The sequence below is a fragment of the Actinophytocola sp. genome (assembly GCF_036378875.1).
Taxonomy (GTDB): domain Bacteria; phylum Actinomycetota; class Actinomycetes; order Mycobacteriales; family Pseudonocardiaceae; genus Actinophytocola.
In genome coordinates this window covers 20,431-37,030 of the sequence record NZ_DASUVO010000145.1, presented here as the reverse complement: position 1 = coordinate 37,030, position 16,600 = coordinate 20,431, and the positions used below count along the sequence as shown (strand labels likewise).

The window sequence follows — 16,600 nt, the reverse complement described above, 5'->3', positions numbered from 1 at the left end:
CGACGTGTACGAGGAAGGGGTGCGCCGCGTGGTGGGAGCTGCCGACCGCATCGCGGAGTATCGGGCGGAGCTGGCGAACTTTGCTGACGTGCTGGCGGGTCGGGGGTGGGGGTCGGAAGTCAGCGGCGTGCTGGACGACACCGCGACTCGGCTTGCGACCGTCGAAGCGAGCTACCGCGAAGTGGCCGACGCGATGCAGCAGCAGGGCGACGCGGGCGCCGCGGCGCACGAGCAGGCACCGTGGGTGCCCGACGAGGTGGGCGGCGCGGCCGGGCTCGGGGTTGGAGTGGCGCCGGTCGAGCTGGCGCCGGGTGTCGAGTTGACGGGTGAGTCGATCGCAGACGTGGCGGCGGCGGTGGCGGCGGCGCACTCCTGCGTCGAGCCGTCGTGCGACGTGTGCGCGGCATGGCGCGGGGGCTACGTACTCGTGGCCGCTGATCTGCTGACGACGTACGACGAAGCGCCGGTGGTGGCTCAGGTGCGGGCGAAGTACGCGCGTGCCGGCAGGGACCCGCTGAACGCTAAGGACCTCGACGAGGACCGCAAGGCGTGGCGGATCTACTCCGCCCAGATCAGGTGGCGCTGTCGTGGCTGCAACGGTGCGATTTACGCGGACGGCTGGACGCCCCTCGCCTGTGACTGCGGGAGCCAGGAACTGGACGAGCCGGGGCACGGTGGGCCTCGTTGACCCCGGCGTCGCGGGCAAGGTAAGAAGATGACCAGATCGCATCAGGGCCCGAAAGGGCAGGTAGGGAGGGATGGCGCGTGGCACAACGGACGCTCGTGAAGCGGGTGGACGACATCGACGGGAGCGAGCCCGCCAGGGCGGTGCAGTTCGCGTTGGATGGCGTGGAGTACGAGATCGATCTGTCCGGGGCGAACGAGGAGCGGCTGCGTAGCGTGTTCGAGGAGTTCGTAGCGGGCGCACGCCGCACTGGCGGTCGCGTGAAGCGGCCCACCGGGGCCGCGAGGCCGAGCAAGGTGTCTGACCCGGAGGCACCCGCGATTCGTGAGTGGGCTGCTTCTCAGGGCATCTCGATGGGCAAGGCCGGCCGGATCCCGAATGGCGTCCGGGATCAGTTCCACGCGGCGAACATTGCGCCGAAGGCCGCACCGCGTAGGCGGAAGCGGTAAGTGCCGATCAGCAGACAGAAGAAGGCCCCGCCGGGTTCCGGCGGGGCCTTCTTGCGTTATGCGGACCGTGCAGGGGGCGGGTGGTCGATCCGGATCCGTCCGCTGCCGATCCGGAGTTGCTGGAGCGACTCGGCGACGTTGTTGACGTGGACGTTCCCGGGTCCGTGGAGCGTAAGGTCGGCCGCCCTGGCGGTGCCGGCGTAGCCGATCCAGCCAGAGCCCACCAGCTTGGCCCGCAGCCGGTCGACGCGACCGCCGAGGACGCCGATGTCCGGCACGCCATCGGCCGCGATGTCGAGGACGTCGCCGACCACCGCCGTGAGGCGGACGTTGGTTGCCCCCCGGACCACGATGTGCGTCTCGTCGACATGCCCGGCCGTGACGGTGCCGCCGCCGTCGAACTGCAGCGTGAGCGGGCCGTGCGTGTCGCCGATCGTGTACGTGCCGGAGCACCCGTCGTAGATCGCGACAGGTGCGCCGTGCGGGACGTAGACGACCACGCGCAGCCCGTCGTGCGCCGGACGGCTGGCGCCCTCGTGTGGGTGCACAACCATCGTCGAGACGGGCGGCATCGCAGCGCGGCACGTCCCGTGGTTGCAGGTGCGCTCCGGTGACGATTCGCGGCCGCCGGCGTCGTCGCGATGGCAGCTTGTCCATGGCTTCCGAGGTCAGCTCGACGATCTGGTCGTCGTCGTAGCCACGCCCGGCCAACTCCCGCATGAACCGGGTAATGCCGTCCCAACTGGTTAGGCGGGGCATGTCAGGACCCTCGTCGGACGTCTCCATGCTGACCTTCCTTTCTCGAGGAGGTGGCTGTGGCCGCCGCTTCGCGGCTATGCGCCCTGTGCGGTGAGGCAGCGGTCGATGACGTTGGCGCCGAGGATTGCGACGACGGCGTTGCCGGCTTGGCGGACGGTGTCGCGGCCGTTGCCGACGACGACGTACGGCGTGCCGTCTGGGCGTTCGTGGATGCCCATCAGCCGCACGGCCTCGCGCGGCGAGATCATGCGGAACGTTGCGTCGCGGATGTCGAACCCTTTGCGGGGCTCGACGACGGCGTGCGTGTCGCGGGTCATCCGCGTTGGTGCGGGGTTCTCGCTGATGGACACCGGCGTGGTCTGACGTGTCCCGCCGACGGGGACGAGCAGGCTCAGCCGGTCGGTGCCGACGAGCGTTGCCGCGGGCGCTTCGACGCTGCGGGCGTTGTGCCCGGAGCCGTTGTATGCGGCGATCAGCGCGTCGACTGGGTGTCCGTGTGGCGTGCCGAACAGGCCGTGGTGGTTGCCCGACGCGGTCAGCGACAGCGCCGGGTCGCCGGAGACTGACGTCGGGCGGACGTTGTTGCGCAGGTACACCAGCGAGTGTTCGCGTGGTGGGCCGAACAGTCCGAGCTCCTGGCGGCCGGTTTGCGTCATCGCTGGCAGCCATACCGGCCGGGAGCGCTGGGTCTCGGGGTCGCGTCCGCTGATCACCGCGAGTTGCTCGACGTGGCCCACGCGCGTCATCGCGAGCTCGAGGCGGCGCATCGTTTTCGGCACGAGCGGGTCGAGGCCGAGGCGTTGGCGGTCGCCGATTGCCGGCGCCTCGATGCTCCAGTCGATTGCGCGGCAGGCCGGCAGGATGTACGGCGAGACGACGTCGTGGCACGTCTCGCAGGTGTACTGCCACTGGTTGCGTGGGCCCCATTTGCCCATCGGGCCCCAGGGCTTCGCGCGTTCGCGCGCAGCCCGCTTCCAGGTCTGGACCCCGGGTGTGACCTTCTCGCACGACCAGCAGTAGGTGGGCGGGCGGAAGTCCAGGTTGGGCCGCTGAAGACCCTTCCTGGTCATCACGAAGAACGCGCGGTCGCGGCTCTGCTCGTTGCCGAAGAATGCGCTGTTGGCGCACAGCACATCGACGTGATAGCCGAGCAGGTCCCACTCGCGCGCCCAGTCGTCGATGCGGTTCCATCGCCCGACCTCAACGACGTTCTCGCAGATCACGTAGTCGAACTTCATCCACGCGGCGAAGCGCTGCGGGCACCACATCGTGCAGCGGCTGCGCTCACTCTCGCGGTTGGGGTTAAAGACGCTCAGCTCCGCCACGGCCTCCACGTGGTTGCGCGCGTTGCTGTGCAGACGGCACTCCGGCGAACAGATCAAGATGTTCGCCATGCCCCGCCGATAGCGCTTGGGGTTGACCACGGAGAGATCCCCGATCACGTGCTCGGTGCCGGGGAAGTTCAGCGAGTGCGTCTCGTAACTTCGAACCCAGTGGTTGCCCGCCAGTTCGAGGCCCAGACCAGCCAGGACAGCGCCGATGCTGAACCCGCCGCCGCCCGCAAAGAAGTCGATACCGGCCCCGCGCCGCCGGCCCAACGTGTTGGCGCGGAACCAGTCGACCGTGCGCGGCGCCAGCGGGAACATCTCATCGAACTCATCGGCGAGCACCAGTCGGCTGTCACCGGTGCCACCCCACGGCAGATAGAGACTCATGCCAGCTCCCCAGGGTCGGCGGTGCGCGTGGGCGCCAGCTCGGCGAGCTGGCGCTCGAGGTCAGGCAGGACCGCCGACCACCCGGTGCGATCGAGCAGCCCGGCCAGCTCCAGTGACCCGTCGCCTAGGCCGGCGTCGTCGGCCAGCTCGGCGAGCACGGCGGCGAACGGCTGTGCGCCCCGGGCGACTCGCTCGGCAATGGCCGCCGCGAATATCTCGGGGTCCTCGTCGACCAGACCGATCCCCGCGACGACGTCACGGTCCTCCGCGGCGGCCGTCAGCGCGTACCGCGACGGTAGCGACCATCTGCGAACCGTCTCGACCAGCACGTTCCACATCCGCGAGCGCTCGCGCTCGACGTGATGCGGGTCAAGCCGCCGCTCGAACGACTCAAATCGCTCAACCGCCGGCTCCGCCATCCCGACGAACGCGCACGCCTCAGCGGCGTCGCGCCGGTCCCACAGCAGCGAGCCGTCGGCGGGTGCGAACACGGTCGATCCGTCGTCCAGCGCGATCAGCGTCGCCTCCTCGGCCCCCACCGGTCCGGCGAAGCAGCGGGTCTCGCAGAGACGCCCCGCCCCATCGGCCGGCGAGCGCAGCCACCCGAACTTGCCGACGCCCACGATCGGCGTCAGCGGAACGATCCCGGCTCGGCGTCGGCCCCGCCGCCGCGAACCGTCTCGGCCCCGCCGCCCGGGGGCCACCCCAGCGCCGGCGGTTGGCTCCGCGGCCCCTAACTGCGGGCCGAAGAGGTCGAGCTGGTCAGGCGCGCCGCTCATGATGCCTCCACAATCGGGACGACACGGCACAAACAGCGAACCTTGGGCAAAGGACCGCCGGGCCGCAACACGTAGGGACCGAGGACGTGGAGGGCCATCAGCCCAATGCCGAGCCAGTTCGGAACGCCGGTGACGAGGTCAACCAGCCGAGGACGGTTAGGAGCTGGAGCGCGAACACCGCGTCGACCAAGGCCAGGGCGAAGGACGTCCGGCTGTGCGACGGCCGTGGTATTGACGCGAGCCGGCACCAGCACGGCGGCTCGGGGAAGGCGGTATGGCCGGAACCGGCCTGAGTGACGTCGGACATGTGCATCCCTGCTCTGTCGGACGAATATGAGTTGTGGTAAGCGTGAGGATATCACGGCCAACCCGAGCTACACTATGGGCGATATCGTCGACACGGAAGTCGTAGGGAGTTGGGTGACGTGAAGCGGACCCGCGTGAGCGGCCGGAGGCACGGCTGGTTTGACCTCGACAAGGCCGAGGCGTTCCCGGCCACCGAGGAGGGCGGTGGACGGGTCCTGCGAACCGCTCGCGGTCAGTGGGTGGCCGAGGCCACGGCGAGCGGACAGGGGGAGGCACTGGAGTACCGCCAGCTGGACGACGACACAGCGCGCCAGTGGCTGAGGGACAACGGCCACGACGAGGCGGTGCGGCGGTTCTTTGACGAGGACGAGCGCCCGCGAGACGTCGAGGGCGCGGTGTACGTGCGGCTCGGCGAGCTCGCGGCGGAGTTGGACGTCTGGGCGACGCGTGCAGGGGTGACGCGCCCCGAGGCGGTGCGGAGGGCTGTGCGCCAGCTGCTGGAGCACCACATCGAGAAGCCGGCCGACTGCTCCTGCAGCTGTGACCACCAGGGCCGCACGTGCCTCAGCTGTGGCTGCGGTTGTGGTCCAGAGGACGCGACGAGCTGTCCGTGCTGCGGTGTGACCGACGACACCGACGAGCTACTAGCGGCGGCGCGATCGGTGAGCCCGAAAGACGCCCTGGTCGACGAGGATTGAGCGGTACTGCTCGACGAGCTGCTCGTCAGCCGTCACCGACAGCTCGTCGAGCAGGCCCTCCCGGCCGGCCTGTTGCAGCCCGAGCCGAAGCGCGTTGGTGGAGCGCAGCGGCTCGGGCTTGTCGCGGTAGACGATGGCCAGGCAGCGGGCCGCCTCGCTGTGATCGAAATACAGTGGCTGCTCGACGATCGCCACGGGGGTGCCGTCCTCGCGCTCGTGCTTGGCCCAGATCGCGGGCTGGCGCACGAGCGGCGCGGTGGAACGCTTGGCCGGATCGGTCGCCAGGCGCGCGCGCTGCGCCTCGCGGAGCCGCTTGAGCATTCGTTGGCGCTCGGCGGCGGTCGGGAAGACCTTGAGCTGGCGCAGGCGGGTCCGGTAAGCCTCCACCGCCTTGGCGGCCACCCACCGCGGCTCGTCGAGCACCCGCAGCTCGACCGCCCGCAGGAGGCCGTCGCGCAGGGCGTGAATGCTCTTGCGCAACGGCTCCCGGGCGTAGACGAGCGCCAACGCGCGGGCAGCCTGGTCGTGGTCGAAGCTGTGCGCTACCTCGATGCGGAGCACAGGCGTGCCGTCCGCGCGGGTCTGGTGCGCCTTCAGCGGTGTGGTTGGCACGGCCTGCTCCTTCCAGGGCGACGTGACAAGATCACGGGCAACCCGATCGTAGTTGATCAGCTGAGCGGCAAGACGTCGGGGTCGGTCGGCGTCTTGACGACGACGACGAAGTCTTTCCGAGGCGTCACGCCGGTGTAGTCGAGCACGCGCGGCTCGCCGGAGATGCCTCGCGCCAGGTGCAGGGCGTTCGCCCACTGGCGGACCGCGGTGACGCGTGTGGCCTCGCCCAGGTAGGAGGGCGGTTCGCCGATCAGCGCCAGGTCGATCTCGTCGGTGACGAACCGCCACTCAAGCGGCAAGAGCCGATGTTCGCGCGCCACGGCATCCATCTCGGCGGTGACGGCCACGGCCATCGCGCGCTCGACGCGGGCCTTGATCGTGGCGGCGTCGGTGGTGGTTGGGGCTGGCATTGCGTCTCCTTCGGTGTCAGGTGCGCGGGTCGCAGTCCGCGCACGCAAGGGTGCCGGCCGGGTAGGGGCCGGGGTTGAGGTCGACCGAGCGAGCGGTTCGGCCCCGTCCGCGCCGCGCGTGGGTTCGGCGCGGACGCCACTCGTGGGGAACGTGGCGGTTCGGGAGGTCGGGAATGCGCGCTGCGCACGCGCTGCAGGCGCGGTAGGTCAGGCGCTCGTTCACGACCCACTCCTCGGGGTTCCCGACGAGCTCGGCAGGCACCATCCGCAGACCAGCGCGAGCGCTCTCGTCAGCGAGCGCGGGGTCGCTGGGGTCGAACTCCTCGGCGACGACGCACCCCGGGCCGAGTGTCCGGCCGGCCACGCGGTCGAGGTGGGCCTGCTCGGTGGTGAGCGGCTCGTTGCGGTAGTACTGGCGACCGGCGCCGACGGTGTCGAGGCCGGCGCGGAACACGAGGCGGTAAGGCCGATGCAGGGCGATCGCGCGCAGCCCGAGCTCGTAGACGAACCCCGTGATCGGGCAGAGGTAGCGGCCCTTGCCCTTCCCAGCCGTCGCGCCCTGCAGTGCGGTGCCACACGCGTCGCAGGCGTGGCTGGCGATGCGGTCGCCGCGGCGCAGCCGGACGTTGACCGTCCGGCTGCACTGCGGGCATCTGGCCCTCACGCGGCGACCGCCTCGGGGAACTCGCGCGGGAACGGCCGCGGCCACTGCGCCGGGTCGTTGCCCTTGCCGTTGATCCCCCACTCGGCAGCGAGCACTCGGCCCGGCTGCTTGAAGTAGTACGCCACACCGGCGGCGGCGGACTGCTCCTGCACCTCGAGCGCCCATTCGAGCTGCATCGGCTTGGCGCCTGCCCCCGACTCGCCGCCGAGCACAACCCAATGCAGGCCGCCGTTTCGCACGAGCCAGGCGCTGAGGTCCAGCCGACCGATGAGCGGCTCGCACGACAGCCAGCGGATCGCGGCAGGCGTGCGCAGCAGCTCGGGGATGCGGTTCTCCGCCCATCGCTGGTTCTCGACCGACACACCGAGCCAGAGGTTGGGAAGTGGCTCGTGCGTCGCCGCCAGCGCCGCCGTGCGCACGTTCTCGCGGACGGGCAGGCTTTTGATCTCGTCGCGGACGAGGTGCCAGAACTGAGCGCTGTTGAGGAGCACCCGCATGCGTCGCGGGCGCTTGGTGAGGAGCTGGTAGGTGTGGTGCGGGGTGGCCGCCATGACGGCGAAGACGGCCGCGATGAACCGGTCGGTGATGTTCTTGTGGAACAGGTCGGACATCGAGTTGACGAACCACCTGCGGGCCTTGCGACTGCGCAGCGGCGGGTAGAGCGCGAGCGGGTGCTGGGTTGCGAGGAACCCCGGGCCGGAGGTCTTGGGGTTGCCGTCGTTCTGGTACTTCGCCTGTGCGGGCTTGAGCTTGCCTTGGCCGATGCGCTCGCGCTCCATGAGCCGGAGGCGCCGCGCCATCGTCAGCGCGTAGCAGTTGTCACACCCCTCCGACACGCGGTCGCAGCCCGTCGTGGGGTTCCAGACGTCCTCAGCCCAGTCGATGTCGGTCGCCATTGCGTCAGCCCCGCTGCATCGCGTCGTCGAGGGCGGCCTCGTCGATGGTGCCGACGTCGTAGGCCTGCGTGACCGGGTTCCATGTGACCTGGCCGAGGCCCTCGGCGAACAGCACGCGGGTGTCGTCCTCGTAGCGGCGGGACAGGCCGACAACGTCCTTCCACCAGCCGAACTGGCGCGCGACGGCGGCGCGCTGGTCGACCCCGTGCCAGAGGGCCGCGCGGGCGTCGTCGTGCTCGTCGCACATGGCGCGCTGCTCGCCGCAGGCGGGGCAGCGGGCATGGTCGCACGTATCGGTGTGATCCGTGCCGGGCGCGACGCGGCAGCCGTTGCAGTTCGTGAGCGGCGCCGGGAAGGGGCTGTTTTGCACAGCGGTGACGTCGAGCTCGGCGTACACGACGGGCCGGAAGCGGCCTTCCTGCCGCGTCATGCCGACCACGCGCGCCAGGAGTCGCTCGTTCTCATGCACGAGGACGAGCGCGCCGAGCGCTCCGGGCACCGGGTCCGGCCAGCCGAACCGGTTGAGCGCCAGCGCGGGGTAATCACGGGGCACGTGGCACGTGGTGCCCTGTGCGTCGATCCAAGCGTCGCGCTCAGCCGCGCCCTTGGCGTCGTCGAGCGTGTCGGCTTCGGCAACGAAGGTCCCGAGGTCCTTGCCGGAGAAGTCCGGACCGGCGCCGGCCCGCGCGCTCTCGATCTTGCGCACGGTGTAGATGTGTCGCCGGTCGGGGCGGCGCTCTGGGAGGATCGAGCGCAGGATCACGTAGCGGCCGTCATCGCTGCGCCAGATGTCCGAGGTGAAGCCTTCGGTCCACGACAGGTTGTTGGACATGGGTTCCCTTTCACAGTGGTTGCGGTTGGAGCGTCTCGTCGAGATAGAGCGGGTGGTGCGGTCGGCCCGCAGCAGTGAGCTGCAGGTAGTGCGGCGTGATGCCGCGGGCGCGAAGCAGGGCGAGGACCTCGTCCCCGCGGTCGCCGTCAGCGCCCCAGGCGCAGACGACGAGGCTCTTGGGGTCGATGCTGCAGAGGTAGGCGTCGTTCTCCGGGCCGACCGGGTCGTGGTGGCGCTTGAGCGCCTTGCGGTTGGTCGACCGCAGCGCGTAGAGGTTGTAGACGAGGATCCCGCCGAACGACCAAGCGGGCCACTTCTTGGTGACGCGGATGATCGTGGTGATCGTCCGGTCGTCAACCGTCGCGTCGGCGACGGAGGGGTTGAGCATGACCCACACGCACAGGGGGAGGCTCGCGTCCCAGGCGCGGCGCAGCTCGTAGCGGTACGTGCCGCACGGGCTGATCACCGCGTCCTTCTCGACCTCCGGCTGCCCCACGGCGTCGCCGAACAGGGGTTGCTGCGTCACGTCACACCGCCAGCAGCTCGGGCGTCCGGGCGACGACGGTCGGGTCGGGCCGGAACAGGCCCTGTCGGCCGGGAAGGTCGACGACCGTCCTGAACGGGCGCACGTTCTCCCACACCCAGTGCCAGACACCCGGCTCGGCCCAGACGCGGTTGCAGCCGCAGGGCTTGTCGCCGTCGTCCTTGTGGACGTCGACGAGCGTGGCGATGCCGATGTAGCCGGTTGGGACGTCGTCGTCGACGAGGGACAGCCCGCAGGCCTCGGCCGCCTCTGCACCCACCGGGTCCCAGCGCTTGCCGCTGTGCAGGTAGACGTCGCCGCGCCAGCCGACGTGCAGGTTGACCCGGTTCTCCGGATTCTTCGGGATCGTGAGCCGGTCGGTGACCGTGAGCAGACCCCACGGGCGCCACATGCTCAGGGCGTACGGCCCGGTCTTGGTCACCACTGGTCTCCGTCCTCGTCGGCGATCTGCGTGCGGATGCGGTCGATCGTCGTGAAGGGGAGCTGCGTCAGCGGCTGGCCGGTGAGCGGGATGGTCGGCGGGGCGCCGCCGACGAGATAGAGCGGACGGTCTGACACGGGCGCCTCCGGGTTCTCGGCTCGAGTACCTCGACGGCAAGGATATCACGGTCAACCCGAAGTGGAGCGGTCAGGTGCACAGTTCCAGTAGGACCAGTCGGTGGCATGGACCGTCGAGCGGGCAGTAGCACGCGAGGTCCCAACCGGCGAGCTCGCGGCGGGCCAAGTCCTTGACCATCGGCCCGGTGAGGCCGCCGGCCGGGCCGAGCACGTCGGGGTGGTGGCCGTCGAGCCACTCGCGGTACTGCGCGACGGCGGCGGCGCGAGACGCCGGGTCGGACGCGCAGCGAAACGGATTGCCAAACCTGCTCGGCCTGGCGACCGACCTCGTGTGCGGGGGCAGGGCCACACCGCGGCGTTGCTGCACTGCGATCGCGCGCCGGTCAGTCATCGCTGGCCTCCATGACCACGAGGGACAGCCGCGGTCGCTTGGGCACGAGCACCGGCAGGCCGTCGCTTGGCCAGTCGTCCGCGCACAGGCCGTAGATCGGTGGCTCCCAGCCGGGCCGCACGCTGGCGTAGATCTTGGCGAGCCCCTTCGGGGTGAAGTAGCGCGGGAGTCGCCCGCCCTTGTTGGGCAGTGGCGGCGGGGGTTCACCGGCCCGCGCGAGATGCTCGCGGACGGTGTCCGCGTGCTTGGCGTGGCGGCGGCAGTACCAATGCACCTTGACGATCTGCCCGGTGACGGGGCTGCGTTCGCGGACGCTGATCTGTGCGCGGTCGCCACACACCAGCGGGCCAGTTGGGGCGGGGGGCGGTGGCGCTCCGCGCGCGCGGTACGGCCGCACGCGGGGGCCGACGCAGGAGCCAGAGTGGACGGCGCGCGGCGGTTCGTAGCGGGGGGCGTCGTCGGCGAACAGCTGGCTGTGGCGCCAGCGACCCATGCGGTCGCGCCCGAGGAGGAAGCCGACGCGGCGCATGAGGGAGTCGTTCGTGGTGTGGCGAGTGGGGTCACGCAGCTGCGCCCAGGCCATCGCCAAGGCGAGCTCGCGGGTGCCGGGCTCAAGGTCGGGGTCGGTGTAGAGCCGCGCGCAGAGGTCGTCGTACTGCTGCAGGTTGCCGAACTCTTGTCCAGGGGTGTGGGTCATTCATCAGCTCCGGGTTCGATGAGGCCGGCCAGCACGTGGTCGAGCCCTGTGGCGAGGGTGCTGGAGAGCGCGGCATCGCGACGCGCCGCGTTGGCCCGCTCCCAGTACATCCGCGTGGTCTTGGGGTCGGCGTGGCCCGCCCACGCCTGGATCTCGTGCAGCGCGATGCTGGCGTCGAACAAGGCGGTGATCGCGGTCGCGCGGAGCACGTGCGGGGTGACCTTGGTCGGGCGCGCGAGCCCGGCGCGGCGCGCGAGGCGACGCGTCGTGTCGATGATCTGGAAGCGGGTCCTTCCAGTGCCCGTCTTGGGGTCGAGGAGCATCGGCCCCTCACGTCGATCGCCGACGCACGCCAGGAATGAGGCGGCCGTGTCAGCGGCCAGGTCACGCTGAATCCACTTGCTGCCCTTGCGCTTCACCTGGAAGCGGACCGGCGAGCGGTCCCGGTCGACGTTCTCCAGGCGCTGCTCGACGAGCTCGCTTTCGCGGAGCCCGTGGAGGTAGAGGAGATCGAAGATGAGGTGTTCCTCATCGGTTTGGGCTGCCTGGCGTAACGCGACGATGTGGACGAGGTCGAGCACCGGGGTCGCGCCCTCGGGTCGTCCGGTGTTGGATGTTCCGGCCTTGGGAATGTGATCCTCGGTGCTGACCGGACTGGTCACCGGGAAGCCGTTCCGGGCGGCGTAGTTGAAGAGGCTCCTGAGGGCGTACAAGGTCCGCCGCTGCGTGCGGACCGCGCGGTCAGCGTGGCGAGCGTGCAGCGTCCACGCGGTGACGGTCGTCTTGTCGGTGCCCGTCAGGAGCTGGACGGGGTGCTGGCCACGGAACTCGCCAGCCCACTCGGCGAAACGCGCAACGTCGTCGGCGTAGCCCTGCTTCGTGTTGGGAGAGGCACGTCGTTCGCTGGTGAGCCAGTGCAGAACGACACTGAACGTGAGCCGGTCGAGAACGCCTTGGAGACGCAGCAGCCGGGCCCCGCCGATGTCCGTGGTGAGCTGGCGGCGGATGGCGTCATGGATCGGGAGCGCCTGAGGGACAAGCTCGCTCACGGGTGCGCGACCTCCCGCGAGACATGGACATGGGTGAAGCCCTGCGCGCGTAGGCCCTCCGGGGTGAGCCGGTCGACGTCGTGCCACATCGCGATCAGCTTCTCGTCGGGGACGCAGCGGTGTGCGGGTCGCGCCGCGTTGCGCAGGCGGCAGAGCTCCAGCGGCGTGCGCAGGACGTGGGCCAGGGACTCGACGCCGTGCGCACGGGCGATGCCGAGCGGGACGGCGCGATCTGACTGCTTCACGTTGGTGGCGTCCAGCACGACGAGCTCGTCCCGGCGCACCAGGCGGATCATCTGCTCGACGACATCCATCACTGCGGCCGGTGTGGCGTCCTGGTCACCCGAGTGCTGGCCGTAACGGCCGCGCGCGTCGTCGAGGCTCACGACGTGGGCCCCGGCGGCGAGGTACTCCGCGGCGAGCGTCGTCTTCCCGGCGCCTGGCGCGCCGATCAGGACGCATACGCCGCCGCGGGGGATCTGATGAAGCCTCATGAGTGCGTGACCTCCGAGCCGGTGATGTCGACGCCGTAGTGCTGCGCGACGGTGAGCAACACCCCGCAGGGCGCCGTGACGGTGCACTGGTCGAGGAAGGTTCCTTGCCACTCTCCGGCCCAGCTGCCCGCGAGGGTGCTGCAGGCCGCGCAGGCGACGCGGGCGTCGGGCAGCGGGCAGCGCCAGCCGTCCGGGGCGTCGGCGGGCATGTGGTGGCACTCGTCCTCCGCGCAGGCCTCCGGTACGAGCAGCCGCGGCTCGTGCGCCGTGACGTGCGCGAGCAGCTGGACGGTGACCGGGTGGTCGAGATCGAACGCGTCGTCGTCGGCCGTTGCTGCGGTGACGATTGCCTCGCAGATCGTCGCGGCCGGGGCCGGGTCGGCGAGGAGACGGGCGAAGACAGGACGGACGTCAGCGGACGGCGCGAGGGCGTCGAGCTCCTGCTGAATCGTCAGGAGGTCAATGGCGACCAGCCAGCCGCACGCGGCGCAGCGGTTCGTGCGGAGGTAGGGGTTGCCGTGTACGAACGGGCCCCACTTCGTGACCAGTTTGCCGGGCGCGCCGCAGCGGCCGGCGACCGTCCAGTTGCGGTCCCGGGGCTCGACGTCGGCCGCGGCGACCGTGGCGTACACGCGGATGGCCTCGCTGCGCGGCACGGCGTGTCCCTGCTCGTCGTCTCCGAAGGCGATGAGGTACGGGTCATCGGCCGGAAGCGGGGTGTGCTCGTCGATCGGCGACGGGCTGGCCGAAGGGCTGGTGCGCATGGCTTCTCCTGTCAGTCGCATTCCGGGCAGTACGCGCCGAACTCGGCGCCGTCGGGGAGGTGCGGGAAGCGGTGGCGCCGGGGCGTCAGGAGCCCAGCGGTGACCTCAGGCGGGTAGCCGAGGGCGAGCGCGCACACCGTCGCGGGGTACGCCTCGTGGTGAACCGCGGTAGTGAGCAGCGGGACGTCTGCGTGCTCGAGGAGCTCGCCCGCCACCTTCCGCCCGAGCGGGGGAGGAAGCACCCGTGCGTACTCCGTGGCGAGGGCGGAAAGGTCGAACGCCGCGCCGAGGGTGCCGGGCTGCGCGGCGAACGCCCAGCAGCCGTCGAGGTAGAAGTCGACCGCAAGCCCGGCCCGGCGGGCGTGGGTCACCCACGCGTGCATACGTGAGCGCGGGCGAAGTGCGAAGTAACCGGCGGTCTTGTGCCCGGCGAGAATGGCGGTGGCCGTCCATTCCTCCCAGTCGAGGCCCCAGCTGACGCCGCACCACCCGAGCTTGTCGAGGACGAGGTCCTGCGCGAGTACCGGGTTCCAGGGAGAGACAAGCGGACTCGTCCAGTCCATACGCCAACCGCGCCAGCGCCACATCATCCAGCCGTGGTAGGCGACGGCCCAGTCGACATGCCAGTCCAGTGGGGGCGCTCGAAGAGGCCGTGCGCGGGCTGGCCGCGCTCGACCCACGGTCCGGCGCCGTGGCGGGTGGCCGGACGGGCCGGAGCGCGCGGGTCGTCGACCGGTGAGGGCGTCCAGTCGTCGAGGTCGCGCGGATGAGCGAGGCGGCCGTGGAGCCGTCGGACGGGACTGAGCATGGGATGCCTCCTTGCAAGCTGCTCGGACGGCCCGACGCTACCACATAACAGTAAATATGTGGCACCGGGGATTGTGTCATCGCAACGTAACTCCCCCTGTTGTGTTGCGTTAACGCAACGCGTACCGTCGCGAATATGAGTGAGAGTGAAAGCGTGACGGCCCGAGCGCGCCTTGGCGGTCCCGTTCGCCAGTGCGGGTACAGCCGGTGCCGCGCCGTCCTGCCCGAGGGCGGGACCGGGCCGAAGTACCAGTACTGCCCGGACCGCTCGTGGGAGATCGACGGGAGTCAGGTGTCGTGCAAGCAGATCGGCCGCGCCGAGAACCTGGTGCGGGCTGCGCACGGGGGCGCCTCGATCCCTGACGTCGTTGTCGTCGGCCTGGGCGACCGGGTGAGGACGGCGCTGGGACCGGTGGGCGACCTGTACGACGCGCTGCAGTCGGTTGCCGCCGAACTGCAGGGCGACGTGGCCGCTGCCCACCAGGAGCGCGCCGCCGCCGCCGCCGAGGCGGCGGAGGAGCGTGGGAAGCGTGTGGCTGCCGAGGAGCAGCAGGCGCGCGCCGAGGCGTTAATGGCTGAGGCGGTGGAGGAGGCCGCGAGGGCGGTCGACGCTGCCGCGACGGATCGGCAGGTCGCCGAGAAGGCGAAGCTGCGGGCGCGGGTTGCCGAGGACGAGCGCAGCGCAGCGATCGGCGCGCGGGACACGGCGCTGGACCACGCGCGTGACGCGCAGCGGTGGGCCGAGCGCGCGCAGGTGAAGGTCGAGATGCTCACCGAGCAGCTGGCCACCCTGCGGGGCAGCCTGGAAGCGGCAGACGTGGCGCTCGCCGAGGCGCAGCGACGCGAGCAGGAGGAGGTCGAGCGCGGCCGGCAGGCAGCCGCCGAGGCACAGCGCGCATTGAGCGCGGAGCAGCAGCGCGGGCGCGAGGCGGCCGAGGTGGCGGCGCGTGAGCTGGACACCGTGCGCAAGCAGGCGACCGCGGCGGTGAGTGCGGGGACGACGCGGCTGGCCGAGCTCCACCGCACGGTGGGTGGGTTGGAGCACGAGGTTGTCTCGTTGACGCGGCGGCACGCCGAGGCGGAACGCGCGCTGCGGCGGCTGCAGGCCGGCCTCGTCGACGCACTGAGCGAACCCCCGAACGGGTCCGACGGGCCAGACCCGGTACGGGGGCTGGTGCGGGTGCTGCTGCACGGAGAGGGTGACGAGGATGGGTGACGAGCTGTCGCTGTCAGGCCTGCGTCAGGAGCTGCTGGACCGCGGCCACACGCACGCGTCGATCGCGGACGTCGACGACGTCACCGCGGCGCTGGAGATGCTGGGCATGGACGTCACGCAGCCGTGGCACGACGTGCGCCTGCACTTCGCGGCGGAGGCGGAACACACGCGCACGGTCGAGGACGGGATCCGCGGGTCCGATCCGGAGAACGCGCTCGCCAACGCCCGTTGGAACTGGCCGAGCGCGCTCCGGATCGAGCACGTCGGGATGACCCCGTGTCATGACTCCTCGAGGAGGTCGGCCATCCAGGCCGGGAGCTCGGCGATCGGGAGGTCGTCGAGGACCGTGTATCGCCGCCCGTGGACGACCGAGTCCGGGCCGATCAGGTAGCCGCCGCGCTGCCCGCGACCGGGGCCGCGGACGTCGATGCCGGGACCGAGCGGCGACCGGCCACCCGAGCTGCTGAGGATGACGCGACCGGCCGGCACCCGCAGGTACAGGTGCCGGCCGGTCGATGGCGTACGGACGGTCAACGTGCGCGGCCATGGCTGCCCGTGGGCCGCACACAGCGCGGCGAGCGTGTCGGCGCCGTCCACGTCGGTGTTGTGGTGCCCGTCGGCGACGTCCAGGTCGAGACCGACGACGCCTGAGGCCCAACAACCGATACCCACGTTGTCGCCCGGCCGCCACACCCGGCGGACCTGGTCGACGTCGCGCAGAGCGCTGCGCTGCCAGCCGGGGAACGCCGGACGCTTCCCGCCGGGCGGGATCGGGAAGACGGCGAGACCGCGCTTGACGGCCACCAATGGGTCGGGGGCCATGTCAGGCGCACTGGCATTCGGCGTAGGGGTTGAAGGAGGCGTCCGCGCCGCACTCCTCGCAGATGATGTCTTCCTCGGGCTCGCCGTCGTCGAACGCGACGTCGTGGCGCCAGCCGGAGCAGCGACCGTTGTAACAGCCGCAACCGGGGCACTCGGGGCAGACCATGGCGACGGTCCACCCACACTTCTCGCACAGCAACTCGTTGCCCGGGTCGTCGTAGAACGCTTCGGCCTCGTCCCAGGTCCAGTCCTCCACGTGCATGAGCTCACGGATCGCCTGGACGTCCTCGTAGGCCTTCTGGTGCGAGATCCCCATGGCCTTCGCGCGGCGGCGCGCGGCTCGGGTCAGGCCGCGGTGGTTGGCTGGCACGGCTACTCGTTTCCCGGTGAGGTACGGGCCGGGTGCTGACCTCACCGCATGCGAGTGCCAGTGCGAGTGAGAAGAGGAGGCGC

At 70.8% G+C, this 16,600-nt stretch carries 24 protein-coding genes; 5 read left to right on the top strand and 19 right to left on the bottom strand.

Annotated features, from left to right (window positions below; translation table 11 throughout):
• The first annotated feature begins 4 nt into the window (after nucleotides 1-4).
• Nucleotides 5-688: a hypothetical protein gene (locus VF106_RS41675; RefSeq protein ID WP_330845548.1), complete on the top strand. Its 684-nt coding sequence runs from the start codon at nucleotides 5-7 to the stop codon at nucleotides 686-688.
• Between the two features lie 77 nt (nucleotides 689-765).
• Entirely contained in the window at nucleotides 766-1,134 is a 369-nt protein-coding gene (locus VF106_RS41670; protein ID WP_330845547.1) for a histone-like nucleoid-structuring protein Lsr2, read from the top strand.
• A 56-nt stretch (nucleotides 1,135-1,190) separates the two neighbouring features.
• On the opposite strand, the gene VF106_RS41665 is transcribed toward VF106_RS41670, so the two are convergent.
• From VF106_RS41665 to VF106_RS41655, 3 genes are all read right to left on the bottom strand, one after another.
• Complete coding sequence (locus tag VF106_RS41665; protein WP_330845546.1) at nucleotides 1,191-1,688, bottom strand: GIN domain-containing protein; 498 nt, start codon at nucleotides 1,686-1,688, stop codon at nucleotides 1,191-1,193.
• 279 nt (nucleotides 1,689-1,967) lie between these two features.
• The gene (locus VF106_RS41660; RefSeq protein WP_330845545.1) at nucleotides 1,968-3,608 is read right to left on the bottom strand and encodes a DNA cytosine methyltransferase; all 1,641 of its coding nucleotides are present in this window, start codon (nucleotides 3,606-3,608) and stop codon (nucleotides 1,968-1,970) included.
• On the bottom strand, nucleotides 3,605-4,387 hold the full coding sequence (locus VF106_RS41655) for a hypothetical protein (protein ID WP_330845544.1): 783 nt from the start codon (nucleotides 4,385-4,387) through the stop codon (nucleotides 3,605-3,607). The genes VF106_RS41660 and VF106_RS41655 overlap by 4 nt, the downstream gene beginning before the upstream one ends.
• 425 nt (nucleotides 4,388-4,812) lie before the next feature.
• Between VF106_RS41655 and VF106_RS41650 the strand changes: the two genes are divergently transcribed.
• Nucleotides 4,813-5,391 (top strand): ribbon-helix-helix domain-containing protein, encoded by a 579-nt coding sequence (locus VF106_RS41650; protein WP_330845543.1) that lies wholly within the window; start codon nucleotides 4,813-4,815, stop codon nucleotides 5,389-5,391.
• Here VF106_RS41650 and VF106_RS41645 read toward each other — a convergent pair.
• The 14 genes from VF106_RS41645 to VF106_RS41580 form a co-directional block, all read right to left on the bottom strand.
• Entirely contained in the window at nucleotides 5,338-6,003 is a 666-nt protein-coding gene (locus VF106_RS41645) for a hypothetical protein (protein WP_330845542.1), read from the bottom strand. The genes VF106_RS41650 and VF106_RS41645 overlap by 54 nt on opposite strands.
• 56 nt (nucleotides 6,004-6,059) lie before the next feature.
• Nucleotides 6,060-6,413, bottom strand: a complete 354-nt coding sequence (locus tag VF106_RS41640) for a hypothetical protein (protein WP_330845541.1) — start codon at nucleotides 6,411-6,413, stop codon at nucleotides 6,060-6,062.
• A 16-nt stretch (nucleotides 6,414-6,429) separates the two neighbouring features.
• Nucleotides 6,430-7,077 carry a hypothetical protein gene (locus VF106_RS41635; RefSeq protein WP_330845540.1) on the bottom strand — a complete coding sequence of 216 codons (648 nt, stop codon included), beginning with the start codon at nucleotides 7,075-7,077 and terminating at the stop codon, nucleotides 6,430-6,432.
• Entirely contained in the window at nucleotides 7,074-7,973 is a 900-nt protein-coding gene (locus tag VF106_RS41630) for a DUF5131 family protein (RefSeq protein ID WP_330845539.1), read from the bottom strand. Before VF106_RS41630 ends, VF106_RS41635 begins: the two co-directional genes overlap by 4 nt.
• Before the next feature lie 4 nt (nucleotides 7,974-7,977).
• Nucleotides 7,978-8,805 carry a hypothetical protein gene (locus tag VF106_RS41625; protein WP_330845538.1) on the bottom strand — a complete coding sequence of 276 codons (828 nt, stop codon included), beginning with the start codon at nucleotides 8,803-8,805 and terminating at the stop codon, nucleotides 7,978-7,980.
• Between the two features lie 10 nt (nucleotides 8,806-8,815).
• Nucleotides 8,816-9,331: a DUF1643 domain-containing protein gene (locus VF106_RS41620; RefSeq protein WP_330845537.1), complete on the bottom strand. Its 516-nt coding sequence runs from the start codon at nucleotides 9,329-9,331 to the stop codon at nucleotides 8,816-8,818.
• Nucleotide 9,332: 1 nt separating this feature from the next.
• On the bottom strand, nucleotides 9,333-9,770 hold the full coding sequence (locus VF106_RS41615; RefSeq protein WP_330845536.1) for an ASCH domain-containing protein: 438 nt from the start codon (nucleotides 9,768-9,770) through the stop codon (nucleotides 9,333-9,335).
• Nucleotides 9,767-9,907: a hypothetical protein gene (locus tag VF106_RS41610; protein WP_330845535.1), complete on the bottom strand. Its 141-nt coding sequence runs from the start codon at nucleotides 9,905-9,907 to the stop codon at nucleotides 9,767-9,769. Before VF106_RS41610 ends, VF106_RS41615 begins: the two co-directional genes overlap by 4 nt.
• A gap of 70 nt (nucleotides 9,908-9,977) precedes the next feature.
• Complete coding sequence (locus VF106_RS41605; protein WP_330845534.1) at nucleotides 9,978-10,298, bottom strand: DUF4326 domain-containing protein; 321 nt, start codon at nucleotides 10,296-10,298, stop codon at nucleotides 9,978-9,980.
• Nucleotides 10,291-10,995, bottom strand: a complete 705-nt coding sequence (locus tag VF106_RS41600) for a hypothetical protein (protein WP_330845533.1) — start codon at nucleotides 10,993-10,995, stop codon at nucleotides 10,291-10,293. Before VF106_RS41600 ends, VF106_RS41605 begins: the two co-directional genes overlap by 8 nt.
• A complete protein-coding gene (locus VF106_RS41595) occupies nucleotides 10,992-12,044 on the bottom strand; it encodes a tyrosine-type recombinase/integrase (RefSeq protein ID WP_330845532.1) in 1,053 nt (350 codons plus the stop codon). The genes VF106_RS41600 and VF106_RS41595 overlap by 4 nt, the downstream gene beginning before the upstream one ends.
• Nucleotides 12,041-12,538: an AAA family ATPase gene (locus tag VF106_RS41590; RefSeq protein ID WP_330845531.1), complete on the bottom strand. Its 498-nt coding sequence runs from the start codon at nucleotides 12,536-12,538 to the stop codon at nucleotides 12,041-12,043. The genes VF106_RS41595 and VF106_RS41590 overlap by 4 nt, the downstream gene beginning before the upstream one ends.
• Nucleotides 12,535-13,302: a hypothetical protein gene (locus VF106_RS41585; RefSeq protein WP_330845530.1), complete on the bottom strand. Its 768-nt coding sequence runs from the start codon at nucleotides 13,300-13,302 to the stop codon at nucleotides 12,535-12,537. The genes VF106_RS41590 and VF106_RS41585 overlap by 4 nt, the downstream gene beginning before the upstream one ends.
• Nucleotides 13,303-13,313: 11 nt before the next feature.
• Nucleotides 13,314-13,865: a hypothetical protein gene (locus VF106_RS41580; protein ID WP_330845529.1), complete on the bottom strand. Its 552-nt coding sequence runs from the start codon at nucleotides 13,863-13,865 to the stop codon at nucleotides 13,314-13,316.
• Nucleotides 13,866-14,245: 380 nt separating this feature from the next.
• Here VF106_RS41580 and VF106_RS41575 point away from each other — a divergent pair, with 380 nt between their 5' ends.
• Both VF106_RS41575 and VF106_RS41570 read left to right on the top strand, forming a co-directional pair.
• Entirely contained in the window at nucleotides 14,246-15,325 is a 1,080-nt protein-coding gene (locus VF106_RS41575; protein WP_330845528.1) for a coiled-coil domain-containing protein, read from the top strand.
• Nucleotides 15,318-15,716 (top strand): hypothetical protein, encoded by a 399-nt coding sequence (locus VF106_RS41570; protein ID WP_330845527.1) that lies wholly within the window; start codon nucleotides 15,318-15,320, stop codon nucleotides 15,714-15,716. Before VF106_RS41575 ends, VF106_RS41570 begins: the two co-directional genes overlap by 8 nt.
• On the opposite strand, the gene VF106_RS41565 is transcribed toward VF106_RS41570, so the two are convergent.
• Nucleotides 15,605-16,147: a bifunctional DNA primase/polymerase gene (locus tag VF106_RS41565; protein ID WP_330845526.1), complete on the bottom strand. Its 543-nt coding sequence runs from the start codon at nucleotides 16,145-16,147 to the stop codon at nucleotides 15,605-15,607. The genes VF106_RS41570 and VF106_RS41565 overlap by 112 nt on opposite strands.
• A gap of 1 nt (nucleotide 16,148) precedes the next feature.
• Nucleotides 16,149-16,517, bottom strand: coding sequence for a hypothetical protein (locus VF106_RS41560; RefSeq protein ID WP_330845525.1), 369 nt, complete (start codon nucleotides 16,515-16,517; stop codon nucleotides 16,149-16,151).
• Nucleotides 16,518-16,600: the final 83 nt, after the last annotated feature.